At 36.2% G+C, this 24,709-nt stretch carries 24 protein-coding genes and 1 pseudogene; 13 read left to right on the forward strand and 12 right to left on the reverse strand.

From position 1 onward, the window contains the following. Positions 1-115 precede the first annotated feature (115 nt). The gene (gene gcvA, locus AVFI_RS15240; protein WP_017018967.1) at positions 116-1,015 is read left to right on the forward strand and encodes a transcriptional regulator GcvA; all 900 of its coding nucleotides are present in this window, start codon (positions 116-118) and stop codon (positions 1,013-1,015) included. A 225-nt stretch (positions 1,016-1,240) separates the two neighbouring features. Continuing rightward, the gene (locus AVFI_RS15245) at positions 1,241-2,221 is read left to right on the forward strand and encodes a DUF3187 family protein (RefSeq protein ID WP_236783535.1); all 981 of its coding nucleotides are present in this window, start codon (positions 1,241-1,243) and stop codon (positions 2,219-2,221) included. A gap of 171 nt (positions 2,222-2,392) precedes the next feature. Here the strand turns inward: AVFI_RS15245 and AVFI_RS15250 are convergent, their stop codons facing one another. Then, positions 2,393-3,349: an AEC family transporter gene (locus AVFI_RS15250; RefSeq protein ID WP_054775159.1), complete on the reverse strand. Its 957-nt coding sequence runs from the start codon at positions 3,347-3,349 to the stop codon at positions 2,393-2,395. 479 nt (positions 3,350-3,828) lie between these two features. Then, a complete protein-coding gene (locus AVFI_RS15255) occupies positions 3,829-4,056 on the reverse strand; it encodes a hypothetical protein (protein WP_199414876.1) in 228 nt (75 codons plus the stop codon). A 157-nt stretch (positions 4,057-4,213) separates the two neighbouring features. Between AVFI_RS15255 and AVFI_RS15260 the strand changes: the two genes are divergently transcribed. Both AVFI_RS15260 and AVFI_RS15265 read left to right on the forward strand, forming a co-directional pair. Next, positions 4,214-5,419, forward strand: coding sequence for a methyl-accepting chemotaxis protein (locus tag AVFI_RS15260; protein WP_155661820.1), 1,206 nt, complete (start codon positions 4,214-4,216; stop codon positions 5,417-5,419). Between the two features lie 52 nt (positions 5,420-5,471). Beyond that, positions 5,472-6,347 carry a glycosyltransferase family protein gene (locus AVFI_RS15265; RefSeq protein WP_188863222.1) on the forward strand — a complete coding sequence of 292 codons (876 nt, stop codon included), beginning with the start codon at positions 5,472-5,474 and terminating at the stop codon, positions 6,345-6,347. An 82-nt stretch (positions 6,348-6,429) separates the two neighbouring features. On the opposite strand, the gene AVFI_RS15270 is transcribed toward AVFI_RS15265, so the two are convergent. After that, the gene (locus AVFI_RS15270; RefSeq protein ID WP_005423733.1) at positions 6,430-6,903 is read right to left on the reverse strand and encodes a MarR family winged helix-turn-helix transcriptional regulator; all 474 of its coding nucleotides are present in this window, start codon (positions 6,901-6,903) and stop codon (positions 6,430-6,432) included. A gap of 266 nt (positions 6,904-7,169) precedes the next feature. On the opposite strand from AVFI_RS15270, the gene AVFI_RS15275 reads away from it, so the two are divergent. Then, positions 7,170-8,444, forward strand: coding sequence for an NRAMP family divalent metal transporter (locus tag AVFI_RS15275; protein WP_155661818.1), 1,275 nt, complete (start codon positions 7,170-7,172; stop codon positions 8,442-8,444). A gap of 74 nt (positions 8,445-8,518) precedes the next feature. Here the strand turns inward: AVFI_RS15275 and AVFI_RS15280 are convergent, their stop codons facing one another. After that, positions 8,519-8,716 (reverse strand): hypothetical protein, encoded by a 198-nt coding sequence (locus tag AVFI_RS15280; protein WP_012534784.1) that lies wholly within the window; start codon positions 8,714-8,716, stop codon positions 8,519-8,521. Between the two features lie 255 nt (positions 8,717-8,971). On the opposite strand from AVFI_RS15280, the gene AVFI_RS15285 reads away from it, so the two are divergent. Then, the gene (locus AVFI_RS15285; protein WP_188863221.1) at positions 8,972-10,834 is read left to right on the forward strand and encodes a PhoX family protein; all 1,863 of its coding nucleotides are present in this window, start codon (positions 8,972-8,974) and stop codon (positions 10,832-10,834) included. An 85-nt stretch (positions 10,835-10,919) separates the two neighbouring features. Here AVFI_RS15285 and AVFI_RS15290 read toward each other — a convergent pair whose 3' ends face one another. Continuing rightward, positions 10,920-11,309 carry a 3D domain-containing protein gene (locus tag AVFI_RS15290; RefSeq protein WP_005423724.1) on the reverse strand — a complete coding sequence of 130 codons (390 nt, stop codon included), beginning with the start codon at positions 11,307-11,309 and terminating at the stop codon, positions 10,920-10,922. Between the two features lie 232 nt (positions 11,310-11,541). Between AVFI_RS15290 and AVFI_RS15295 the strand changes: the two genes are divergently transcribed. Together AVFI_RS15295 and AVFI_RS15300 are read left to right on the forward strand one after the other, a co-directional pair. Next, positions 11,542-12,420: a DMT family transporter gene (locus AVFI_RS15295; RefSeq protein ID WP_188863220.1), complete on the forward strand. Its 879-nt coding sequence runs from the start codon at positions 11,542-11,544 to the stop codon at positions 12,418-12,420. A gap of 50 nt (positions 12,421-12,470) precedes the next feature. After that, positions 12,471-12,902 carry a GNAT family N-acetyltransferase gene (locus tag AVFI_RS15300; RefSeq protein ID WP_065623337.1) on the forward strand — a complete coding sequence of 144 codons (432 nt, stop codon included), beginning with the start codon at positions 12,471-12,473 and terminating at the stop codon, positions 12,900-12,902. 76 nt (positions 12,903-12,978) lie between these two features. Here the strand turns inward: AVFI_RS15300 and AVFI_RS20450 are convergent. Further along, positions 12,979-13,104 (reverse strand): annotated as a pseudogene (locus tag AVFI_RS20450) (MerR family transcriptional regulator); the annotation flags it as partial. Between the two features lie 445 nt (positions 13,105-13,549). On the opposite strand from AVFI_RS20450, the gene AVFI_RS15305 reads away from it, so the two are divergent. Together AVFI_RS15305 and AVFI_RS15310 are read left to right on the forward strand one after the other, a co-directional pair. Beyond that, positions 13,550-15,037 (forward strand): SulP family inorganic anion transporter, encoded by a 1,488-nt coding sequence (locus AVFI_RS15305; RefSeq protein ID WP_188863219.1) that lies wholly within the window; start codon positions 13,550-13,552, stop codon positions 15,035-15,037. A gap of 10 nt (positions 15,038-15,047) precedes the next feature. Next, positions 15,048-15,893 carry a universal stress protein gene (locus AVFI_RS15310; RefSeq protein ID WP_188863218.1) on the forward strand — a complete coding sequence of 282 codons (846 nt, stop codon included), beginning with the start codon at positions 15,048-15,050 and terminating at the stop codon, positions 15,891-15,893. A 58-nt stretch (positions 15,894-15,951) separates the two neighbouring features. Here AVFI_RS15310 and AVFI_RS15315 read toward each other — a convergent pair whose 3' ends face one another. The 3 genes from AVFI_RS15315 to AVFI_RS15325 all read right to left on the reverse strand — a co-directional run bounded on the left by AVFI_RS15315 (position 15,952) and on the right by AVFI_RS15325 (position 19,204). Continuing rightward, positions 15,952-17,052, reverse strand: a complete 1,101-nt coding sequence (locus AVFI_RS15315) for an alkene reductase (protein WP_188863217.1) — start codon at positions 17,050-17,052, stop codon at positions 15,952-15,954. 20 nt (positions 17,053-17,072) lie between these two features. After that, positions 17,073-17,741, reverse strand: coding sequence for an SDR family oxidoreductase (locus AVFI_RS15320; protein WP_065622496.1), 669 nt, complete (start codon positions 17,739-17,741; stop codon positions 17,073-17,075). Between the two features lie 275 nt (positions 17,742-18,016). Then, positions 18,017-19,204 carry an MFS transporter gene (locus AVFI_RS15325; protein WP_188863216.1) on the reverse strand — a complete coding sequence of 396 codons (1,188 nt, stop codon included), beginning with the start codon at positions 19,202-19,204 and terminating at the stop codon, positions 18,017-18,019. A gap of 148 nt (positions 19,205-19,352) precedes the next feature. Here AVFI_RS15325 and AVFI_RS15330 point away from each other — a divergent pair, with 148 nt between their 5' ends. Continuing rightward, positions 19,353-20,282: a LysR family transcriptional regulator gene (locus AVFI_RS15330; protein WP_069581566.1), complete on the forward strand. Its 930-nt coding sequence runs from the start codon at positions 19,353-19,355 to the stop codon at positions 20,280-20,282. A 59-nt stretch (positions 20,283-20,341) separates the two neighbouring features. Here AVFI_RS15330 and AVFI_RS15335 read toward each other — a convergent pair whose 3' ends face one another. Further along, positions 20,342-21,691, reverse strand: a complete 1,350-nt coding sequence (locus AVFI_RS15335) for a magnesium transporter (protein WP_005423719.1) — start codon at positions 21,689-21,691, stop codon at positions 20,342-20,344. Between the two features lie 154 nt (positions 21,692-21,845). Further along, positions 21,846-22,706, reverse strand: coding sequence for an HTH-type transcriptional regulator HdfR (hdfR, locus tag AVFI_RS15340; protein WP_188863215.1), 861 nt, complete (start codon positions 22,704-22,706; stop codon positions 21,846-21,848). 130 nt (positions 22,707-22,836) lie between these two features. On the opposite strand from hdfR, the gene AVFI_RS15345 reads away from it, so the two are divergent. Then, positions 22,837-23,175 (forward strand): DUF413 domain-containing protein, encoded by a 339-nt coding sequence (locus AVFI_RS15345; RefSeq protein WP_005423717.1) that lies wholly within the window; start codon positions 22,837-22,839, stop codon positions 23,173-23,175. Between the two features lie 83 nt (positions 23,176-23,258). On the opposite strand, the gene tesA is transcribed toward AVFI_RS15345, so the two are convergent. Beyond that, positions 23,259-23,873, reverse strand: a complete 615-nt coding sequence (gene tesA / locus AVFI_RS15350) for a multifunctional acyl-CoA thioesterase I/protease I/lysophospholipase L1 (protein WP_065622499.1) — start codon at positions 23,871-23,873, stop codon at positions 23,259-23,261. Positions 23,874-24,031: 158 nt separating this feature from the next. Between tesA and AVFI_RS15355 the strand changes: the two genes are divergently transcribed. Further along, positions 24,032-24,709, forward strand: coding sequence for an ABC transporter ATP-binding protein (locus AVFI_RS15355; RefSeq protein ID WP_065622500.1), 678 nt, complete (start codon positions 24,032-24,034; stop codon positions 24,707-24,709).

Raw genomic sequence — 24,709 nt, forward strand, 5'->3', positions numbered from 1 at the left:
GAGTGTGTGATGATAAAGTTTATTGTGTAATTTTTATCTCGTACTCACAAATCAGAACTTCTATACTTCCACTAAAGTTTTTCTTTATTGGTGTTTGTTTTTAGGGAGGTGTTTTATGAAGTTGCATCATTTAAATGGTTTGCGAGCCTTTGAAGCTTCAGCACGACATTTGAGTTTTTCTTTAGCGGCGAAAGAGCTAAACGTTACTCCCGCGGCGATTGGACAGCAAGTAAAATTGTTGGAAGAATGGTTAGGTATTTCTTTGTTCGAAAGGCGAACATCAGGAGTATCTCGTTTAGTCTTAACTAAAGAAGCGCTGTTAGGTTTACCTGAAATTACGCGCGGATTTGAGCATTTAACACAAGGTTTAGATTTATTAAAACCAACGGAAAACAGTCCTATTTTAACTGTAGCTGTAAGCCCTGCATTTGCGGCTAAATGGCTATTGATGAGAATAGATGATTTCCAAACCTCTTACCCTGAGTGGGATTTAAGACTAGATACAAATATTCGTACAGTGGATTATCTTACCGAAAGCATCGATGTTGGGATTCGTTATGGAAAAGGTCAGTGGGAAGGATTAGAAGCATCGCTATTAATGACAGAGTCTGTTTTTCCAGTATGTTCTCCTGAGTTACTTAATAAAGGTATTGAAAGTATAGAGTCACTTGCTCAATTTCCTTTATTGCATGATATCTCTCTACCTAAAGAAAGTGGTTTTCCTTCTTGGAATGCGTGGTTTGAACAGAATGGTATTTTTGATGTAAATACAGAAAAAGGACTAAAAATAAATAACTCTGCTTCTGTTATTCAAGCTGCAATCAATGGACAAGGTATCGCTTTGGGGAGAAGTGTATTAGTAAAAGATGATTTAGATTGCGGACGATTAGTACAGTTGTTCCCTGATCTTGAATCGACCACAGAGTTAGCCTATTACGTTGTGTGGAAACAAAAAGGGACTGTGAGTGATAAAATCAGTGTATTTAAAGAATGGCTACATCAACAAACAGAATGAGTTGATAGTTAAATTGTATGCACATGGGTTATTTTATTTAATTTTTGTATGCATCTGTTTGGTTTTATTATTAATTGCTTTTTTTATGGCCGTTTAACTGCTTTGTGTATGATCTATCTCCCACCATATTATTAACGCATTGAGAGAGAGGGGAAAGATAAGTAATAATGTTGTTATTACCTTATTTCTTCTTTTGTTATCAATCTATTGGTAGCGGTTAATTATGTGAAAAGTATTATGCCTATAAGAAAACCGATAACCTTCATTTTAATTCCAATCACGGTTGGTTTGTCTTCTTCTTGGGTATTGGCTGATACTGCTGTTACGCCATTAAAAACTTATGCTCAATCACCAGTGCAATCAAACAGTTTAGCGACAGAGCTTCGTTCTGCTTTTGCAATGAAAGACGATTCTGTAGAGTTGTTTGCTACTGGTACCATTTCTAGTGTTTGGGCTCATTCAGAAAGCTTCAGTATGGATTATTATCAAAATCAAATAGTCACTGGAGCACAATGGCAAATCACCCCTAAATTTAAAGCGGAGTTAAAATATCAATATAACTACGCGGGTAACAATAGGCTGGATTCTTTTGTTTATGGTTTCCATGACTTTTTTGGCATTGGTCAAAATGGAAGAGATAAAGTTGAAGATGATCAATTTTCTATCTCAGTGCCTAAGTATGGTGTGGATATTCAAGATTTTGAGAATGAAACGTTATCAAGTGCACTTCATAGTTATTTTGAATATCAATTATTTACTAATGAACATAATGCAGTAAGTTTAGGTGCTAGTTTATATTTTAATAAAGTGAATAGTGGTCATTTTAAAAGAGAGGCTTTTGAGCAAGGATTACAGGCAAACTACAGCTTTAGCTATGAAAAACACGCTATTTTTTCTACACTTGGAGTCACTTTTCATGACGGTGGTGTGATAAGTGAATTGCCATACAAAGACAATACGGTTTCTTTTGCTATTGGTTATGGTTACGCCATTACGCCATCGCATCATATTGTTACTTCTTATCATAACTATGAAGGAACTGTTGATGATAGTGACGATTTTTCAGAGTCCTCTCATGAATATGTTTTAGGCTATCGTTATTTATTGGAGAAGGCTGCGTTTGAGTTTTCTGTTATCGAAAATGCGATAAATATGGATAACTCAACTGATATCGCATTTACTTTTGGTGTGCGCTACACATTATAATAAACAAAAAAATTCCAGAGAACTTAAGGGGAAACTTCTCTGGAAAAACGTGATATTAACTAAAACAATAGTAGATACATTGTACCAACATCAGTAATAATTGAGCATCACATTAACGATGTTGGTATTACTATATATAGGATACTGTTTTTTCATTTTCCAAAAAATTTATTAAATTAGATTAAATGATGACAAAATAAATATACCTAGAGTGCAAGTAAACAGTGAGGCTACGGTTGTTTGAGCGATAATGTTTGCTGCTAATATTGCATTTCTCCCCATTGCTCTAGCCATTACATAACTTGCCGCAGCTGTTGGTGCTGCACTCATAAAGAAAATAAGTCCTAGCTCTAATCCTCTAAACCCTACGAGGATCCCTCCTGACGTAATGAATAATGGACTTAAGATAAGTTTATAGCTTGTTGCAAACCACGTAGCAGCGCTCTCTTCTTTCATTGAATGTAAATTAAGTGAGCCTCCCGCACATAGTAAAGCTAAAGGAAGTGTCATATTGGCAAAGTATTGTCCGGCTTGTGAAAGCATATCAGGTACAGGAATGGAAAGAAGAGAACAAATAACACCTAATACAATGGAAATAATTAATGGGTTTTTAGTGAGTGTTTTTATTATTATCCCAATTGCTTGTTTTTTATTGTTATCATTCTTAGGTGTAAGAGCTATAACAGCCTGAATATTATATAAAATAGTTGTTGAAGCAACATAGATAGCAGCCAATGCAACACCAGTATTTCCATAAGCATTAGCCACATAAGCTAAAGCGATGATCGCCGTGTTAGTGCGAAATCCACCCTGAATAATAACGCCGTGATTTTGCTTGTCTTTAAAAGCAAATCGAGTGGAGTAAATAGTGAAAAGAAAGAAAACAAAGTTAGCAATAAGCCCATAGATGATTAAATGACTACTTGAGGAAAAATCATGTTTGGCGTTTACAATACTTAAAAAAAGCATGGCTGGTAAGGTCACTTGAAAGACCAACTTAGATGCAACTTCAATAAAATTATCATTAATAAGATGGATACGTTTAAGTAGGACACCTAATAGCAACATGACACAAATAGGGCCAGTTATTGAAGCTGAAAATAATAACTGTGTAATGAGGTTATCCATAATGACTTCTTTGTGAGTTTGAATACAGAAGTTCAGTTTACACAAAGATGGCATGATGAGTGATGTATCAGTCGATTTTTTTGATTAGGATTCAACAAAAAAACCTCTATAAAAAAGAGGCTTTTTGTTTAGTTTGAATAATTATTCATACCATTATTAACTTTCTGTTATGGGGATAACTCATTGGTTTAATTTATAAAGAAGCAAGAGTAATTTTAGTGAAATTAGAACTACTTGTTAATTGTTCCCCAAAAACTTTGCGTTTTACTTTTAGTTTGTACTTCAATATGATCTAAAGCATGGAAATCTAAAACATTATCAATTTGTTTTTTTATATAGTTCAAATTTTTTGATTTAATTAAAACTTGTTTTTTATTTTTATCTCTAATTGATATTGAGTATATGAACGTTTCTGATGAATATTGAATTTTAAAACTGCGATAAAGCATATTATACCTTATATTTAATCGATTTTTTATTTAAGACTTTAAAGAGTTGATTAGCTTTATTCTTTTCATTTCGATCACAAAGTCCTTATTATTTTTTGAAGTTATTATTCGATTTAATCTTCTAATTATAGCTCTATCTTTATAACTAAGAAAATAAACCTCTATCATTATGATTTTAATAGCTTCTGAAATATTCATATTTTTATCATCAATTAACACTTTAAATATTTTCATATCTTTTGATGTTAGTAATTTCATATTTGTTGCTTATTTGTTTTGAATGTGACTAGGATGCTACTCCTGATGATATATAAATCAATAGCATTATTTTTTTTCTTTTTTTGTAATGCAGTGTTTTTTTTTATTGATTACGATTAAGATTATGTTGTCAGATAATTAAATATTAGGTGTGATTGTGAGTTTTTTTAGCGTAAAGAATAAATTGTTAATATTGTCTTTAACAAGTATTGTGGGGGTATCATTATTAATAGGGTTGATGACTGCTGGTCAGTTTATTGATGTTCCTGATGATATTAGGATTGTAACAGATACGGTATTGATATCATTATTAATAATAAGTGGGTTAATGTCTATTGTTCTTTTTTTTAGTATATCACCAGCCTTATCAGCTCTTGAACAACATCTAGAGCAGCTAATTAATTTTGATTTGAATGAAGGTCCTATTTGCGATTGGATAGATAAAGGGCGGTTTGTGAAACACGAATTTGGAAGTATTGCTGAGAAGTTGAAATTATTCAGAATATCAATACATCAACTGATTGAAAATATTACGAATACAAATAATTTAATCCATAAAAAGACAGAGCAATTTACGAATTTAGCGATTACATTGAATGATACATCAGTGGATCAAGAGTCTCAATTAACACTTATAGTGACAGCGAGTGATGAGATGAACTCATCGATATCCAGTGTAACTGAAAGTTCAGAGTCTCTTGTTGGACAGTCGCAGGAAGCTCTTGAATTAACAGAAGAAGCTAAAGTATTAGTTGAAGAATCGATGAAATCTGTTCAAGAGGCCAATTCCATAATTGAAACTTGTGGAACTGCGATTAGGAAATTGAAATCAGAAAATGAACGCATAAATTCAGTTATTAGTATGATAAGCAGTATTGCAGATCAAACCAATTTATTAGCTTTGAATGCAGCAATAGAGGCGGCAAGAGCTGGTGAGTCTGGACGAGGTTTTGCTGTAGTTGCTGATGAAGTTCGAGTTTTAGCACAAAAAACGCAGCAGTCTACTAGTGAGATTAATACTATCGTTGATACAATCAATATGGAAACAGAGCATGTTTTTAATATGATGGAATCTCAAATATTAGTTGCTATTAATGATTGCGTAGATAAATCAATGAAAGTTGTTGAATCAATAGATTATGTGAATGATCAGGTTGGGAAAATGAGAGACTCAAATATTTTAGTCTCAACAGCAACGGAAGAACAAGCAACTGTTATTAATGATGTTAATGTAAATATTAATGAAATATACTTAATGAATAAATCGTCAAGCGATATCATTAGCCAAGTTAATGATGATACTATTGCTATAAAAGAAATGACGATAGAATTAGAGTCTGATTTGTTTAAATTTAAAATTTAGTTATTTTTAATTTTTTATACTTAGTTAGGGGTGAGTTATTTTTAGTTTTTATTTGGAAAATAAATTAAATGAAAGTAATTTAACTAAGGTTGAAATAGTTAAAAGGTTAAATAAATTTGATCTGGCTTTCTTTAGTTTAGATACGATAACATTAAGTCGATGGTCGAAAAACAAAACAAAACCATCAAACTATAGACAGTTTTTAATGTATTTGTTTTTTAAAGATAATATATCTAATTGTATGAGATTTAATAGAAGTTTAAATAGTTCTTCTGTTGAAGTAGATAAGATTGTTGATGTTTATTTTAAATACAGGAAGAATCCTAGCTATGATAAACCATTAATTAATGAAGATAGTATTATTTATTATTATAATATTTATAATGAATTAGAAATAAGGGAAGTGTTTTCTTATTTATATAACAACTTTGGTTTTTATATTGATATTTATGATTTTATTGATCGACATGGTTTAAAATATAACAGTTATTTATTTAAAGAATATGATGTTAAAAATGAAAGAATTACTTCTCATATTCAAGCATCATTTCTTAATGTTAAAAACTCTTATTGTTTTAAATCATTCTTATTAGATAAAAATGTTAATGTTAATTTAGAAAAAGATGAAGAGTTAATTATTGTTGATATTCCTTTTTTTAGAGAAAAGAAAACATTTGAAGAGTTATTATTCATTTTTATTGAAAAGTTGATTGAGTTAGATTATGTGAATCATTCAATTTATTTTTTTTGTGTGAGTGATTATTTTGTTAACATATTAGAGTTGCTCGGTGGGAAGCATATAGGCACCATTCAAGATTCGGCTAATAATATATTTATATATAAAAATAATACACTAAGGTTGTTGTCAAATAAGTATATTGTTGAATTGTATAGGAAATTGTCAAGTAAGAATGAATGTTTGGATTAATGTGCAGTAACGTTTTTCTGACTAGAAAAAAGCCTCTTTGAAGAGGCTTTTTATTTTAGAAAGTGGGTGATTTGTATGGTTACTAACTTTTAGCAATACCTTCAAGTTGTAGTACTGGAGCTGCATCGATATCTTCTGCATTCATCATCGCGGATACACGCTGTACCGATGATAAAAGAAGGCTCTGTTCCCATGCTTCTAGATTATGAAATTTATTTACAAAGCTGTCTTGTAAAGGAAGAGGAGCGTTATCCAGTAACTCTTTTCCTTTATCCGTTAAATGAGCATGAACTTTACGACGGTCAGATTCGCTACGAATTCGTTGAACATAGCCATTAAGTTCTAAACGATCAATGATGGTCGTTGTTGTCGCTTGGCTTACATTAGTGTGTTTTGATAACTCTTTGATTGTCACATTATCCATTTCTTGAATCGCGCGCATGAGTATCAGTTGAGGGCCTGTTAACCCATACTCTTTGCTTAACTTTTTCGAGTGTAAATCAATAGCTCGAATTATTTGGCGTATAGCGACCAGAACTTCTTCATGTTTTTCCAAGTGACAGACCTTCTGTATGAGTGCGAGATTAAATGGTTATTTTCGCATTGTACTTATGTTCGCACTATTCTCAATCTTTTCTATGTAATTACCTGGCTTATGAGTGATTCCAATAACTATTTGCAGCGATGCTGTGTTGTTTGAACTGATTCTCTACTTTGCAATTGATTAAAATCACGCCTTTATGTAACTTAATTGTTAATTCAAATTAAATTGTACTTGTTCACAGGGGTAGTGAGGCAAGTGTTGTTACTAAAAGGATAGATATGGAACCGTCTTGTACACAAAATGGCATGAAGCCAAAATTAAAAATAAGTGACCTTTCTCGGTCGTTAGGCCCAGGCATTATGATGGCCGCTGCGGCTGTTGGTGGTTCTCACTTGGTTGCATCAACTAAGGCTGGAGCAATCTATGGATGGGAAATGTTGCTGCTAATTCTTGCGGTTAATTTGCTGAAATACCCATTCTTCAGAGCTGGAGTTCAATATACCCTTGGTACTGGAGACAGTATCATTCAAGGTTATCATAAATTAGGACGAGGTTATTTATGGGTGTTTTTAGTATTAAGTGCAATTTCAGCTGTCGTTAATACCGCTGCTTTATTGTTATTTAGTGCAAGTTTATTAGGCTATTTTTTACCTTTTGATCTCTCTTTAAATGTGTTGTCTGGTATTGTTCTCATTATTTGTATAACAATATTATTTGCAGGACATTTTAAAGCCTTAGATAAATTGTCTAAATTAATTATGGCCACATTAACGATTGCGACAACGATAGCCTTAGGTGTTGCGTTTTCTAATGGATCTGTTGCTCCTACTGATTATCAAGGTCCTTCGGTTTGGTCAATTGCGTCTATTGGATTTTTAGTTATTACGATGGGGTGGATGCCTGCACCTATCGAAATTTCAAGTATCACATCTATGTGGTTAAAGCGTCAGTGTCAAACTCAAAAGGTAACACCACAATCTGCCTTGTTTGATTTTAATGTTGGTTATATTGGAACCGCGATTCTTGCTGTTGTTTTTTTATCTTTAGGGGCTTTGGTGTTATATGGTTCGGGAATTGAATTTAAAGCATCAGGCATTGGTTTTTCCCATCAGTTAGTGGGAATTTATGCTGCAACAATAGGTGAATGGTCACGTTATTTGATAGCAGTTATCGCTTTTTTCTGTATTTTTGGAAGTACCATTACAGTGATTGATGGCTATTCAAGAGCGGTATCGGAAGCTCAATTATTACTACAGCGTAAACCATTAAATCAGCCAAAACACTATAATTCTTGGGTCATGATTGTTTCTGTATTGGCGATTACCATTGTTACTTTGTTTATTTCTTCTTTAATGAGTATGTTAGATTTTGCAATGATCATGGCGTTTATCACAACACCGATTTTTGCTGCTCTGAATTATATTTTAGTAACAAAAACGGAATTGCCAGATGAACTAAAAATGGGAACAAAATTAAAAGCGTTATCCATTGTTGGTTTGATCTATTTATTTGGATTTTTAGCTATTTTTGTTTGGTGGAAATGGCTGATGTAATACCGTTTTAGTTGATTTAAAGCCTCTTCAAATAGAGGCTTTTTTATTTGTATGTCATAACACGTATTTTGAAATTAAGGTTCACTTGCCCATTCCCCTTTATCTAATTCTGCTTTCACTGATTTCGCTGCATCTCGTGAGGCGTGCCCAATAGCAGTGGTAACATCACGTGTAGTATGTCCGATGGTTTTTCCTGCATCTTTTAACTCAGCGCAACCGCTTGTTATAAATAATGAACTCAAAAATAAACATAATAGAGTTTGCTTTAACATGATTTTCCTTGATATCTACGTTAGATGAATCAATACAGACTGAAATAATGGATAAGTTTTATATCAGATAAATATTAAAGAAAGAATTATTGTGATAGTGAATGTTTTTATTCTGGGATGAGTACTAAATTTTGATTTAAAAATACGCAATCAAATCGTCATGTCCTTTCAATATTTCTGTCATAAAGCCCCTTTAGGCTACTTCTGATTGTAAAAATACACTTATAAAAATAACAGTTTGAAAAGGGAAGTATGATGAATAAATTTGTAGAAAAAGAATCTGATTTTAGCAATATGGTGAATGCTCGTTTATCTCGTCGAGGTTTCTTGATGGGAACAGCTGCGGCAGGTGCTGGCGCTTTTTTGGCGTTAAACCCAGTAGCAAAAGCAATTGCAGGTAATATGAATAGTGCACTATTAAACTTTGAAGCCATTCCTACCTCTACAAGTGACTCTATTGTGCTTCCTAAAGGTTACAGTTGGAATACATTGATGTCTTGGGGAGATCCTATTTTTGCTAATGCTCCGCAATTTAATCCAAATGGAAAGCAGGATTCAAAAGCGCAAGCACTGCAATTTGGTGATAATACTGACGGTATGAGTGTATTTCCATTATCAAGCGATCGGGCGATTCTCGCGGTGAATAATGAATACACTAATTATGAATTTTTGTTTGCTCACCAAGGTAAAAACATGACCGCGGATGATGTAGCTAAAGCACAAGCAGCTGTGGGTGTAACTATTGTTGAAATCGTCAGAAAGAACGATCAATGGACGATGGATTCAGCTGGTAAAGCAAATCGTCGTATAACCGCAAATACTGAAATGGAAGTGACAGGTCCTGCTGCAGGTCATGATTTACTAAAAACCAAAGCCGATCCTACTGGTAAAAAGGTGTTAGGTACCTTTAATAATTGTGCAAATGGCGAAACGCCTTGGGGTACTTATTTAACATGTGAAGAGAATTTTAATGATTTCTTTGGTTCAGAACAAAATACAACATTAACGCCTGATGATAAGCGTTACGGTATTAAAGTAAAGCAGAGTGAATATCAGTGGCATAATTTTGATGATCGTTTTGATGTTGCGAAAAACCCAAATGAACCGAATCGCTTTGGTTGGGTGGTTGAAATTGATCCAAATGATCCAACTTCAACGCCATTAAAACGAACGGCACTAGGTCGATTTAAACATGAGAATGCTGCATTGATCGTAAATAATGATGGTCACGTTGTGGTGTATCTTGGTGATGACGAACGTGGTGAACACCTTTATAAGTTCGTATCAAAAGGAAAATACCAAGAAGGGAATAACAGAGCAAATCGTAATCTTCTTGAAGAAGGCACCTTATATGTTGCTAAATTTGCAATGAAAGACGATAAGTTAGAAGGTGAGGGTCAGTGGCTAGAGCTGGCTTATGGTAAAAATGGATTAACCAAAGAGAATGGGTTTAATAGCCAAGCTGAAGTGATGATTTTTGCTCGTCGTGCGGCAACGCAAGTAGGGGCTACGACAATGGATAGACCTGAATGGGTTGCGGTTCATCCTGATAAAAAGCATGTGTTTTGTACTCTAACCAATAATAAATATCGAGGTGTAAAAGAAGGCCAAGACGTTGATGGAGTAAACCCTCGAGCTGAAAATCATTATGGTCAAATTGTGCGCTGGGAACCAACGAATGGCAATCATGTTAGCAATACGTTCCAGTGGGATTTATACGTAATTGCGGGTAATCCAACGGTTCATAAAGATAGCTTGTACGCTGGCAGTGATAACATCAATAAAGATAATATGTTTAATAGCCCTGATGGTATTGGGTTTGATAAAGCTGGACGTTTATGGATTCAAACTGATGGTAATTACTCAAACAAAGGAGACTTTGCGGGACAAGGTAATAATCAGATGTTGTGCGGTGATCCTAATACTGGAGAAGTGCGTCGCTTCTTAACTGGTCCAATTGGTTGTGAAATTACGGGATTAACTTTCTCTGAAGATCAGAAGACGATGTTTGTTGGTGTTCAACACCCATCTGGACATTTCCCACAAGGTGGAAACAGTAAGCCTCGGTCAACGATTGTGATGATCACCAAAGATAACGGCGGCGTGATCGGCAGTTAGAATCTTTATATTAGAAATATAAAAAAGTGGCCTTATTGTGAGGCCACTTTAGTTGTAAATCTTTGGATTTGCAGTTATTAACTTTCTACTTTTCTTCTTCTACAGTCCAGTAGATAACAACTTCTTTCTTACCCCATTGTCTTGCTTTTTCAACATCTTCACCCATGTAAATGTCGATCTTCTTTTTCCAGCGCTTGTTCATTTTATCAAGAACGCGATATGTACCATCAAGCCCTTCGATTCTCACTTCTTGATTATGAGTCAGACCCATTTCGATAAGATCTCTTGATACAGCAATGGATTTCATTCCTGGTTTAAGCGTATCTCCCCAAGCTGCAAGGTTCGGGGTGTCATCTGTTTCACCAACACTTGATGTGTATGCGCTTGCTGTTACTTTCAGAGATTGTTCGCCTCCACCGCAGCCAAAAAGTGAAGTCATAGCGAGTGCTGCAAGAAGATAAAAGCGAATTTTCATAATTTTTTCCTTTAAATAGAAGTTTGTTTTTATGTGTATCCGTACATAATACCTTTTTTATTTATGCATACCTTGCTAAATATTGAGACAATCTATGAGTTATTTGGTTTGTAACTATGCAAATTATATTTGAAATACAGGTGAGTACTAAACAGCATTTTTAAAATCATCTGGTTGAGTAATTTATCATTATCAATCACACTAAAAAATTACCCACATTTTGGAATTATGGATGATCAATATATTAAGCTTATTTACCTTAGCAGCTTTGTGGGGCGGCTCATTTTTATTTGTTAGGATTGCAGCTAATCCGTTAGGTCCTGCGGTTTTAATTGAAGTACGTGTCGCTTTTGCCGCATTGACTCTGCTTGTTGTTTCATTTTTCCTTAAAAAATCGCTACGTTTTATGTCTAATATTAAACATTTCCTTATTTTAGGTTTGTTTAATTCGGCTTTGCCTTTCTTGTTATTTGCTTATTCTGCACAAGTTTTAAATGTATCTACTTTAGCTATTCTTAACTCTACAGCCCCGATCTGGGGAGCGATTATTGGTGCTGTATGGACTCGAACTGGATTAAGTAAGCAGGTTATTTTTGGATTGATTCTCGGAATGATAGGCGTGAGTGTTTTAGTTGGATGGGAAGCGATTAATATTGGTGATGAGGCGGTTATTCCTATTATTGCAGCGTTAACTGGGGCATTTAGTTATGGTGTTGCAACCAATTACGCCAAGAATGCACCAAGCGTTGAGCCGTTTAATAACGCACACGGCAGTATGTGGGCGTCTGTATTACTTGTATTACCCCTTGTTCCTTTTATGCCTGCTAGAGAAGAAGTTACTTCAGACATTATTGCGGCTGTTTTTGCACTTGGTGCCGTGTGTACGGGATTGGCTTATTTATTGTATTTCCGACTTATTAAGGAGCTGGGTGCTTCTTCTGCTTTAACCGTAACCTTTATAATTCCTGTCTTTGGGATCTTATGGGGATATTTGTTCTTAGGAGAAACTGTAGGAATAAACGCCATTATAGGTACAATTTTAGTGGTTATTGGCACCATGTTTGTTACTGGGTTCGCTGCTAAGTTTATGTCTAAAAAATGTGTACAATAGAACGTTCGCGGCTGCGCATATCAATATGAATCGGTTTAAGTGAGAACAGTATGATTATCGAAAATGTGCTTCCTAAAGACTATGCAGAAATGCTGTCTGTTTGGGAAAATTCAGTCCGAGCAACTCATGACTTTATTAGTGATGAAGATATTGAGTTTTTTAAACCTATTATCATGGAGCATGCGTTTCCTTCAGTAACTTTGCGTTGTATAAAGAATAATAATGATGCGATTCTTGGTTTTATCGGTGTACTAAATCAAAAAATTGAAATGCTATTTATTCTAAATGAAACAAGAGGAGAAGGAATTGGAACAGTCTTGTTAACCTATGCAGTGAATGAGCTGAATGCCGAGAGTGTGGATGTTAATGAACAAAATCCACAAGCTGTTGGCTTTTATCAACATATGGGGTTTAAAGTTGAATCTCGCTCTGAACTTGATGATATGGGAAAACCATTTCCAATCTTACACATGAAGTTATAACACTCGGTTTTTTAATCGTGTCTTGTTAGAAGTAACGCCTAAAGCTAATAACTTTAGGCGTTTACGTTTTTATCTCTTAAGCTTTAGACCAAGCTCTAATCTCAGAAATTTCCTTTGCATCAATACTTAATGATTCTAAAAATTCTTGATGAGCATCAGGTTCCATTTTTTCGAACTGTTTGTGCCAATTTTGCATGTCTTGTCCATCTGGATGCTATTATCAACCCTGCACTTATAGACGGGTCAAACGCTAGACTAGAAATAGTAATAATTATTGTCAAACCTAGCACTGCTATTTTGTGTTTATAAAAATTAGTGGTTGTGTTGCTTAAGTAGGTAATCTTAGATTTTAATAATGGAAATTGTATTGGTCCCCTCGTAAATATAGACTGGCCATCTGTTTGATTTAGAGGATATTGATCACTGTGTTAATTACGCCGCCTTAAACGCTCCATCCCCCCCTATAGCTCTCATTGCTAACTAATAAGCCTGGTACTCGTCTGAGTAGTTAGCTTAACTCTTTGCGCTTGTTAATTCTTTGCCGTATTTTCGGCTACTTTTCCGCGCTCAACATTTATCAAAGAAGCACTTATTTACACCCCAGATCTATTTCTGGTGCGTATTGCCGTGCATAAATTGAGAATTCAATGTTTAAAAATTTCAAAATTGACTGGATGTCTAATATCCGTGGTGATCTCCTTGCGGGTATCGTTGTTGCTCTTGCTTTAATCCCTGAAGCAATCGCTTTTTCTATTATCGCAGGTGTTGATCCAAAAGTTGGCTTGTATGCCTCGTTCAGTATTTCTGTTGTTATTGCGTTTGCTGGAGGTCGCTCTGGGATGATCTCCGCAGCAACAGGAGCAATGGCTTTATTAATGGTTACTCTAGTAAAAGAACACGGATTGGAGTATTTGCTTGCTGCTACAGTGTTGACTGGAGTATTTCAAATATTAGCAGGTTACTTAAAGTTAGGTAGCTTGATGCGTTTTGTATCACGATCTGTGGTTACTGGGTTTGTAAATGCGTTAGCTATATTAATCTTTATGGCACAATTACCCGAATTAACTGATGTGACATGGCATGTATATGCAATGACTGTTGCTGGTTTAGCGATTATCTATTTGTTCCCATACCTACCTGTTATCGGTAAATTAATTCCTTCCCCTTTAGTCTGTATTATCGCATTAACTATTATTAGTATTTGGTTTGGAATCGATGTTCGTACTGTAGGTGATATGGGGCATCTGCCTGATACATTGCCCATTTTCCTTTGGCCTGATGTTCCTTTAAACCTAAATACTTTATTGATTGTATTGCCATACTCACTTGGCCTAGCTGTGGTGGGATTACTAGAGTCGATGATGACAGCGACGATTGTTGATGATTTAACAGATACAAGCAGCGATAAGAACGGAGAGTGCAAAGGCCAAGGTATTGCTAATATCTTTACGGGGTTTCTTGGTGGTATGGCAGGTTGTGCGATGATCGGACAATCAATGATTAATATAAAATCTGGTGGACGTGGACGATTGTCTACGCTGTCAGCAGGTGTGTTTTTATTGATTATGGTGGTTTTTCTTGGACCTTGGTTAAAGCAAATTCCGATGGCTGCTTTGGTATCTGTGATGATCATGGTTGCGATTGGCACTTTCTCATGGCGCTCAATTACTGATTTGAAAAAGCACCCATTATCGACAAACATTGTTATGTTAGTCACAGTGATTATTGTGGTAATGACGCATAACTTAGCCATTGGGGTTTTAGTCGGTGTGTTGCTTGCTTCATTATTCTTTGCTAATAAAATCAGTAGGATGATGGTAATAAAAAATAATTCGGAAGAGACTAAATCGCGTGAATATATCGTAATAGGACAAGTGTTTTTTGTTTCATCGGATAAATTTATTGCTTCCTTTGATTTTAAAGAAGTGATCGAATGTGTGACGATTGATTTATCGGCGGCTCATTTTTGGGATATCACCTCGGTATCAGCCTTGGATAAAGTGGTGGTCAAGTTCCGCAGAGAAGGGACGCAAGTAGAGCTTATTGGAATGAACCAAGCAACCAAGACTATTGTTGATAAATTTGGTGTGCATGATAAACCTGAAGAAGTTGAAAAACTATTGGCCGGACATTAAGGATTGAAGAATGAAAAATATAATAGCTTGTATTGACGGTTCCCCGACAACCCTCGCAACATGTGAAGCGAGTGCATGGGTTGCATCTAAGATTAATGCTCCGCTTATCTTATTACATGCTCTTGATAAAACGATGAGACCGGTTGTGAGCGAATTCTCCGGTCAAATAGGATTAGGCAGCCAAGAAGAATTACTTAATGAGCTTGCCGAATTGGATGAAGCCCGCAGTAAAGTGGCACTCAAGCATGGAAAAAAATTGCTAGAAGAGGCTGCTGAATGGGTAATGAGAGAAGGCATTGATAATGTTGAGCAATTACAACGTCATGGAAGCTTAGTTGAAAGTCTGATTGATTTAGAAAACCAACTCAGAGTATTGGTTATTGGTAAACTAGGAGAAGATCAGAGCAGTAATAAGACGATAGGTTCTCAAATTGAGAGTATCATTCGTTCTATTAAATCTCATACATTAGTAGTTACTTCCCCATTTTCTATTCCAACGTCTTATCTGATTGCTTTTGATGGCAGTCCAACGAGTGAAAAACTGATTGAAAAAGCGATTAATACGCCTTTGCTTTCTGGATTAGAGTGTCATTTAGTGATGGTGGATGACTTTGCGGCAAAGAGTGCGGCTTTTGAGAAAGCGGCGATTAAATTAAAAAATGCAGGACTTAATGTGCATGAAGACATACTGTCAGGTTCTGTTGATGATGCGTTATTGAAGTACCAGAAAGATCATCAAATTGGCATGATGGTGATGGGGGCTTATGGTCATTCAACGTTAAGACAGTTTTTTTTAGGAAGTCATACAACCAAGGTATTAATAAAAAGTGAAGTACCTTTATTGTTAATACGTTAATTATTGATATATAAATAAAACGCCCAAAGTTAATTGCTTTAGGCGTTTTTTATAGGTATTACAGATTTTCACTGTAGACTGGGTAATCAATATAACCTTTCTCATTACCGCCAAATAAAGTACTACCGTCTAGTGCTGCTAGCTCATAATTGTTTTTTAGGCGTGATACTAAGTCTGGATTGGATATGAATGGACGGCCAAAAGCTACAAGGTCAGCATAGCCTTTGTTGAGGATTTCATTGGCGCGTTCTTGTGTGTAACTACCAGCGACTATGATCGTATTGGTGAACAGTTTTCTTAGTTCAATACGAAAGTTTTCAGGAATAATCGGTGCATCGTCCCAATCGGCTTCAGATAAATGCAAGTAAGCAATATTACGCGATTGCAACTCTCTTGATGCATCAAGAATTGTGGGTACGATATCTGGGCAATCCATGTCTTTAAATGTGATAAATGGAGCAAGGCGAACTCCAACTTTATCGGAATCAATTTCTTTACTTACCGCATCAACAACTTCAAGTAGAAAGCGAATACGATTCTCTCGAGTATCTCCATATTTATCTGTGCGATGATTTGAATTGGTACGAAGAAATTGATCAATCAAATATCCATTTCCTCCGTGAATTTCAACACCATCGAAACCCGCTTCGATTGCTCGTTTAGCTGAATAGGCGAAATCTTGAATAACACGGTTAATATCATCTTGGTTCATTGCTCGTGGTTGAATACAATCAACCATATTGCCATTGCCTTCTTTATCAGAGATCCATACTTTGGTTTCTACAGGAGCAAGAGCAGATGGTGCAATAGGTAGTTCTCCTTTTTGGAAAGTAGGATGAGATACACGACCTACATGCCATAATTGACAGAATATCGCAGCCCCTTCTTTATGAGTTGCGTTAGTGACAGATTGCCATCCTTTAACATGCTCATCAGTATAAACACCTGGAGTAAATGAATAACCTTGAGAGTCATCTGAAATTTGAGTAGCTTCGGAAATAATGAGACCGGCAGTTGCACGTTGTTTGTAATAAGTTGCCATCATGTCATTTGGAATATTACCGGGTTGGCTTGTGCGAGCACGAGTCATTGGAGCCATTACTATTCGATTTTGTAATGTGATATTTTTTAAATGTGTTTTTTCAAATAATGTTTTCATTTTTTTGCCTTTTAATCGTATTAGTTAATTAATGCACCACCATCAACATCGATGATAGAACCTGTTATATATGGATTGGTAACTGCCAGTACATATGCCATTGCAACATCAGAAGCATTGCCAATATTGCCTACTGGGAGATTTTGTTTTGCGGTTTCATACATAGATTCACGAGATGCTGTATCCATATTTTTATAGGCAGTTGTTGCAGTTAGACCTGGACTTACGGCATTCACTCGAATTGGAGCTAGCTCTTTTGCTAGGACTTTAGTTACGGCTTCTAATGCAGCGTTAATTGCTGATTTTGTATAGGTATTTGCGATTACTTTACGTGATAACATACCGGTTGTTAGTGTGATGGAACCCTTTGGTTTCAAATATCTTGCCGCGTGTTTTGCTGCATGGATTGATCCCCAGAATTTAATATCAAAAGCAGTTTTTGCTTCTTCGATTGCAACATCAATTACTTTTCCTGATGGAGCAAATGAGCCTGCCGTAATAATAAGGTGATCAATTGGACCAATGGATTCAAAATAGTGATGGACTGCATTTTCATCACTAATATCTAATCCTGTAGAGCGACTTGCGATATGAACCGTTGTGTTTTCATTAATGAATTTTTGAGCTACGGCTTCACCAATACCTGATGTGCCACCAATGACAACGAAAATGGTTTTTTCTTGATTCATAATAGATTCCTTTTAAATATCGTTATGGTTTAAAGCTGAGAGAATGAGTAATTAAGCGCAATAAAAATAGATAAAAAACAGCAAAAAAATCATGGTCGTTTTTTCTATTTTTCGTAAAAATTGGTAATTAAAAATATCGATATCCTCGATAGGAAAACAAAAGGTGATATCATTAATTGTTGCTTTATTTGATGGTTTCTTTTCTGTTATAAAATTTAAAGGCATCGTTAAATTCCTTTGATAAAAGGCTCGGATAATGAACCTTTATTGAGGGATTAATTAGCGAATGTTGGTGTCGATGTTTTTATTGATTTTTCATTACGATTAGCCTTTGCGATAAACAGCAAGCCGATAATAGGAACAATGATGGCAGCAAAAGGGATCATGCTTGCTCCAAGTTGACTATCAAGCACCATTCCACCAAGGAATCCTCCAAATGCATTTGCTAAGTTAAAAGCTGAAATATTTGCTGTCGCAGCGAGTTCTTGTCCTTCGCCGCCGTGATTCATTACACGAAGTTGCATTGCTGGTACGTTAGCGAAGGAGGCAACACCAAAGATAAATGCAGCCACAACGAAAAGAAGTTTATTATCGATTGTCAGGCCAACAGCGATTAAAGATACGACCATTGCAATAGCCCAAAACATAGAGGCCTTATTTAAGTTTTTGTCTGAAGAACGACCACCTAAGGTATTACCAATAATAAGACCAAATCCAACAATAACGAGAATCCATGTAACTGCTGATTCACCATAGCCAGTAATGTGCATTGCAATTGGTGCAAGGTAGCCATAAAGAGTCATAAAACCCGACCACGATAATGCAGTAATAGCTAAGCTGATAAGTAACATTGGATTTTTGAATGCCATAAGCTGAGTTTTTATGTCTTTAGCTTCACCATGACCAGTTGATTTTATTGATGTGAAAATTGAGAGCATGGCAATAGCACCAAATGTAGCTACTACACAAAAGGTAACGTGCCATCCGAACTCTAGACCAATCCAAGTACCAGCAGGAACACCGAGAACGTTGGCAAGGGTTAAGCCTGCAAACATTTGACCTACCGCTCTACCAGCCATTTTTTCTGATACTAAATTGGTTGCAACAACAGCGCCGATACCATAAAAGGGGCCTTGAACTAATCCTGCTATGACACGACTCAGTAGCAATAGGTGGTAATTTGGTGCTAATGCAGACAAGATGTTTCCGATGATAAAGAGTGTCATCAATCCCGTTAACACGACCTTTTTATTAAATCGAGCTAAATAGATGGTTAGGATGGGACCACCAATAACAATAGCTAATGCATAAGCACTAATTAAGTAGCCTGCTTGACCTTCTGTAATGGAAAGAGAGGTTGCAATTTGAGGTAGGATGCCTGCAATAACAAATTCAGCAGTACCAATTGCGAATGCGGCTAATGTGAGTATCCAAACTTGAAATGGCATTTTTTCTTGATTCATGTCTATGACCTTTAATTTCTTTCTTTTTTGTTATGACCTAATGGCAACTAGTATATTCATTCGCTTTATTTTGATAATTGAGTAATATATAAAATCATTATTCGAAAAATCTGAATAATACGCATTCGAAAAATTAAAGGGGCGATAGATGGATAAGTTTTCTGATATGACGATGTTTGTGAGTATCGTAAAGCATCAAGGTTTAGCGGCAGCAGGGCGAGAGCTTGGTTTATCACCTGCAACGATGACAGCCAGACTTCAAGCTCTTGAAGAAAGATATCGAGTGAAATTACTAAATCGCAGTACACGACATGTATCTCTAACCGATGCTGGGGAGCTTTATTACAAAGCCAGTCTTGAAATTTTAGATAATGTAAACGAAACCGAGAATTTGATTTTAAACGGAGTTAAAGAGGTTAAAGGTGCGTTAAGAGTGGCAGCGCCTAAAGACATTGGTAAGCAATATATTCTTCCTATCTTGTCTGAATTTTGTGAAAAATACCCAGAGGTAGTGCCATATTTATACTTGAATGATGATGTTTCAAATATTGCCGAATCAGGCATAGATATTGTCGTTCGATATGGTGAACTGGCCGATAGCAGTTTGATATCTCGACGATTATCATCTAGCCATCGAGTGTTGTGTGCATCACCTGACTATTTAGCTAAACATGGAACGCCGTTAACTCCACAAGATTTGGTTAATCATCATTGTCTTGCGATGGTTCGTAGCCATGAGGAATTAAAAACATGGCATTTCCAAGGCTCTGATAAAAAGAATGTAATTACTGTTTTACCTAAACGATTTTCAGATGATGGAGAAGTTGTACGTTATTGGGCTCTTGAAGGGGCAGGGATAGCATTAAAGTCAATTTTAGACGTGCAGGATGATATTAACAATCGACGTCTTGTTACTGTTCTTAATGGATATATGGCTAATTTTAATACATCGACATCTGTATCAAGTGCTGATCTTAATGTGGTATACATGAGTAAAAAATATCAGCCAAAACGTATCCGGTTATTCTTAGATTTTCTTTTGGAGAGATTTGAGACTATGAAAAACGGTGGTGAGTGAGATTAGAAAGCTCCCCTGATTGATTTATGTCGATTCAGGGGAGGTCTTTATATAGATATTTACATCATTACTAGGCTTGCTGTACCTAAGAAAGCAAAGAAGCCAACTACATCAGTTACTGTGGTTAGGATAACTGAACCAGCCAGTGCAGGATCAAGTTTAAACTTATCTAGCGTGATAGGAATAAGTACCCCAAATAGTGCTGCGGTAACGATATTGACAATGATAGCCAGTGAAATCGTGGCACCCAAAGCAAAAGATTGGAACCACGCACCAGCAATACCACCGATGATTAACGACCATAGCAATCCGTTGATGGAGCCAATGCCTAATTCATTTTTTAACAAGGCAAAACGGTTACCAGCGGTAACTTGGTTTAGTGCCATTGCACGAACCATGAGCGTTAAGGTTTGGCTGCCAGCAATCCCTCCCATAGAGGCTACAATCGGCATAAGTACCGCTAGAGCAACGACTTGGGTAATGACATCTTCAAATAAACCGATAGTAATCGATGCTAAAATAGCAGTAAGCAAGTTAATGCCTAACCATACACCGCGCTTTTTCGAACTCTTGATGATAGGTGAGAATAGATCATCACCTTCGTCCATACCGGTACCGGCCATTAAACGGGTTTCATAGATTTCACGTTGCGTATTAATCGCAAATTGCCAATCTAATTGTCCAATTAACGTGTTTTCATCATCAACAATAGCAACACTTGGCACCGCTGAGTGTTCGATTGCTTCAATACTTTCACTTAATGGTTGGTGAACATTAAGAACTAAGCAATCTTCTAATTTTAGTGTGTTAATTTTAACTGAATCATCAGCGGTTAAAATATCTGTATATTGCACAATACCGTGAAACTTATGGGCACGATTAATTAAGTGCATGTATTGATGCGATTCAAACAGATTGGTTTTTAATAGCTTTTTAGCTCGACCTACACTGACATTAAAAGGCAGTGTTGCTATTTTTCTGTCAGCCCAGTGACCAACTTCTTCATCGTCATATTGTTTTGCATCGTCGTATAAGTCCAACTCATCACGGCTGATAAGTTGTAATGCAAGGCTGAAAATATCGTCAGGCAGAGATTCTGCCCACTCGATTAACGATAAGTTATCCAGTTTTGCTAAGGTGAAGTTTAATTCGGCTTCTGACAATTCCTCAAGGATTGCTACACGAGCATCAGCGCGCATTTCCGTTAATACTTCAATGTGCATTTCTAGTGGCAAGTGACGCCATAATTGCACACGGTCATCAACTGGGAAAGCTTCTAAAATACGAGCCACAGAACCTGTATCTAAGCCGTTTTCTACAAATTCACTCAATAAGCTTATTTGTTGCTGTTGGTCGTCGGCATTGAATAAGGTTTCAATTTGGAATGATAAATCTTGATGTTCGTTCAATGTCGTACTCCGTGGATGGAAGTAAGATTAAAAAGATAATAATTATAGTAACGAGGAAAAGGCAATTAAACCACTTAATACAGTGATTTATTATAGAAATAGATAAAATAAAAGGGCTTGTGTAAGCCCTTATCGTAAATCGAAAAATCGCTTTTTAAACGCTAGAGGTAACCATTTTCGGTTTTATGTTGGTAATTTGCTCAATAAGCTCTGCTTTTTCGCTTTTTTCTTGCCACACTAAGTACAGCTCTTGCTCCATAATTGGCGCGCCTTCCACAACATACAGTTCTTTATTATCAACGCTTTGGTTAATAACTGGGGCAGGCAAGTAACCAATACTTGAATGTGACATTAAATAATCAAGCGCCATTTTTGATGAATGGGTATGCAAAATGGGTGTTTTTTGCAGTTCAGCAATTTTACTATGCTGAATCGCAAATCGAGCTCCCCAATCTAAATACACTAATGGCATAGATTGAATGGCTTCCATTGTACTGTTTGGAGTACTAGAGACGAGTTGCAGTTGATAATCACGAATTTTAAATACACGAATACCATCAATTTTGGGTGGTTCACTGGTAATAAAAAGGTCCACACTCTTTTCTAATAGTGCTTTTGCCAGTTCTTGACGAGGTATGGATTCTAGGCGTAATGCCAAACCAGAGATTGTGTCATAGATCCCATTTATCCAATCTGATATTCCATCAAATTCCCAGATTAGTGCACTGGCACCAATGGTTATTTGCGAATTATAATCTTCAGTCAGTGCAACGTCTTGTTTTGCTCTTCCCCATGTTTGTAAAATCGCTTCGGCATAAGGAAGTAAGCGCTCACCAGCAGCAGTTAGCTGTACATTATGGCGTTGGCGCGTAAATAATGGGTTTCCAAGCTGTGATTCAAGCTGTCGAACACGGAAACTCACGGCTGATTGTGTGAGAAATAAATGCTCTGCAGCACGCCCAAAGTGGCGCGTTTTTGTGACTTCTAAGAAGGTTTTAAGCAGATCAGTATCCAAAGTTATCATCTCTTTGATGGTGGTAACCGCCACAATAAAATATTTTGATTGAAATCGCTAATATTTTTCGTTGTACAATGTGACTGCACTGAATTACATATACGTTTTTTGTGGTCACGAAGAAGCATCAATGCGAACTCTTACTAAATTTTACGATGACAAAAACTTCAAACGAGGTTTTAGTCGCAGTGGTTTCACAATCCGCGAAGCGTTGATTTTAGAAACCTATGGTCGAACAATGCAGTCTCTATTAAACGGTACGTTGGCTCCTGAATCAGAAGCAGAAATACGATTTGTTGAGCAAATACAGCATCTACCTGCTGAGACTTCAGAATTTGCGCAATGTTGGTTGAAGTATCAAAATAAAATTAACTTTAAGCCAAGATTTCATACATTATGTGGAACACAGCGTTCATCAGACAATTCAGATGATGACGATAGTGGCTCTGCTGATGATGATACAGAATAATACCGATTGTATTGGTAGCCGTAATTTTAAAAGCCCGTTTATTTAATATAGACGGGCTTTTTGTTTGTTATGAATAAAAATTTTTATAAATAGGGTTGTAGCTCTTTTGCCATAAACTCCGCTATCCAAGGTTGAGCTTCAGGCTTTGGGTGTAATCCATCTTTCATCATCCATTCTGGCTTTACGATTACTTGTTCTAAGAAAAAAGGTAATAGGGGGATGGCGTGTTTTTCACTTAATTTAGGGTAAAGTGATCCAAATGCTTGGCTGTATCGTTTTCCATAGTTAGGTGGTACTTGAATTTGCATCAATAATGGTTGTGCATTATTTGCCTTAATTTGAGCGAATATCTCTTCTAAATTGGCATTGATTTTTTGTGGTGGAAATCCACGGAGTCCATCATTGGCTCCTAACTCAATAAGTACATAATTAGGTTTATGTTGTTTTAATAGATTAGGTAATCGATCTAATCCATTGCCTGTTGTATCACCTGAAATACTGCCATTTATAACCGTGGTTGGCTTACCTAAAGCATTAAGTTGCTCTGGTAATAATGAAGGCCAACTTTGTTCTATTGGCATGTTATATCCCGCACTTAAGCTGTCACCAAGAATCAGTAAGGTTTGGCTATAAGCGGTTTTTACAGCAAGAAATTGGCTGCTAATAAGTATCAGAGTAAGAGTCAGTAATTTACGCATGAGTAACCTTAACAATAGTGGATAACAATAGAATAGCAGAAAGCGTAAATCTGCCTATATAAATTGGTTAAAGAAGTGTAAATGAAATTGCTGATTAATAAGAACTTATGTATACAATACGTATAACAGCATAAAAATAATATCAAAAGGAAAGGATAATGACGATTGCCATAAAAGTGAGTTCAGTTGGAAAGTCTGTGATTTCTAACGAGGCAGAATTAACCATTTTAAAAGACGTTTCTTTTGAGGTGCAATCTGGTCAAAGTGTTGCGATTGTTGGCACGTCAGGTGCAGGTAAATCAACATTAATGACTTTGCTTGCAGGGTTGGACACCCCCTCTACTGGTGATATTGAATTATTAGGGAAAAGCCTATCTCAAATGGATGATGAGGCCCGAGCTCAGATCCGTAGTGAATCTATTGGTTTTGTATTTCAAAGTTTCTTACTTATCCCATCATTGACAGCGCTTGAGAATGTCACTTTGCCGGCTATTTTACGTGGGGAAGGTGAAGACATTAAAAAAGCAAAACAGTTACTCGATTCTGTTGGACTTTCAGGGCGAGAAACGCATCTGCCATCTCAACTTTCAGGTGGAGAGCAACAACGTGTGGCATTAGCTCGCGCCTTTATGACTCAACCCAAAATCCTGTTTGCTGATGAACCCACAGGAAATTTAGATCAACATACCGCTGAACACATTATTGAGCTTTTGTTTGAAATGAACCAAAAACATGGGACAACCTTGGTTCTTATCACCCATGATCCTAAATTGGCTGAGAAATGTGGGCGTACACTAACGATAGATGCTGGGCAGATCCGCGAAGAGGTAAAGTAA

It is taken from the genome of Aliivibrio fischeri ATCC 7744 = JCM 18803 = DSM 507, assembly GCF_023983475.1.
Lineage (GTDB): Bacteria > Pseudomonadota > Gammaproteobacteria > Enterobacterales > Vibrionaceae > Aliivibrio > Aliivibrio fischeri.

Bases quoted from the DNA above. Each gene is read 5' to 3' on its own strand.
- AVFI_RS15285 (WP_188863221.1), top strand. From the start codon at position 8,972: ATGAATAAATTTGTAGAAAAAGAATCTGATTTTAGCAATATGGTGAAT.
- AVFI_RS15330 (WP_069581566.1), top strand. From the start codon at position 19,353: ATGGATAAGTTTTCTGATATGACGATGTTTGTGAGTATCGTAAAGCAT.
- AVFI_RS15310 (WP_188863218.1), top strand. From the start codon at position 15,048: ATGAAAAATATAATAGCTTGTATTGACGGTTCCCCGACAACCCTCGCA.
- AVFI_RS15325 (WP_188863216.1), bottom strand. From the start codon at position 19,204: ATGAATCAAGAAAAAATGCCATTTCAAGTTTGGATACTCACATTAGCC.
- AVFI_RS15315 (WP_188863217.1), bottom strand. From the start codon at position 17,052: ATGAAAACATTATTTGAAAAAACACATTTAAAAAATATCACATTACAA.
- AVFI_RS15280 (WP_012534784.1), bottom strand. From the start codon at position 8,716: ATGTTAAAGCAAACTCTATTATGTTTATTTTTGAGTTCATTATTTATA.
- AVFI_RS15305 (WP_188863219.1), top strand. From the start codon at position 13,550: ATGTTTAAAAATTTCAAAATTGACTGGATGTCTAATATCCGTGGTGAT.
- AVFI_RS15355 (WP_065622500.1), top strand. From the start codon at position 24,032: ATGACGATTGCCATAAAAGTGAGTTCAGTTGGAAAGTCTGTGATTTCT.
- AVFI_RS15255 (WP_199414876.1), bottom strand. From the start codon at position 4,056: ATGAAATTACTAACATCAAAAGATATGAAAATATTTAAAGTGTTAATT.
- AVFI_RS15275 (WP_155661818.1), top strand. From the start codon at position 7,170: ATGGAACCGTCTTGTACACAAAATGGCATGAAGCCAAAATTAAAAATA.
- AVFI_RS15290 (WP_005423724.1), bottom strand. From the start codon at position 11,309: ATGAAAATTCGCTTTTATCTTCTTGCAGCACTCGCTATGACTTCACTT.
- AVFI_RS15345 (WP_005423717.1), top strand. From the start codon at position 22,837: ATGCGAACTCTTACTAAATTTTACGATGACAAAAACTTCAAACGAGGT.
- AVFI_RS15295 (WP_188863220.1), top strand. From the start codon at position 11,542: ATGATCAATATATTAAGCTTATTTACCTTAGCAGCTTTGTGGGGCGGC.
- tesA (WP_065622499.1), bottom strand. From the start codon at position 23,873: ATGCGTAAATTACTGACTCTTACTCTGATACTTATTAGCAGCCAATTT.
- gcvA (WP_017018967.1), top strand. From the start codon at position 116: ATGAAGTTGCATCATTTAAATGGTTTGCGAGCCTTTGAAGCTTCAGCA.
- AVFI_RS15250 (WP_054775159.1), bottom strand. From the start codon at position 3,349: ATGGATAACCTCATTACACAGTTATTATTTTCAGCTTCAATAACTGGC.
- AVFI_RS15300 (WP_065623337.1), top strand. From the start codon at position 12,471: ATGATTATCGAAAATGTGCTTCCTAAAGACTATGCAGAAATGCTGTCT.
- AVFI_RS15320 (WP_065622496.1), bottom strand. From the start codon at position 17,741: ATGAATCAAGAAAAAACCATTTTCGTTGTCATTGGTGGCACATCAGGT.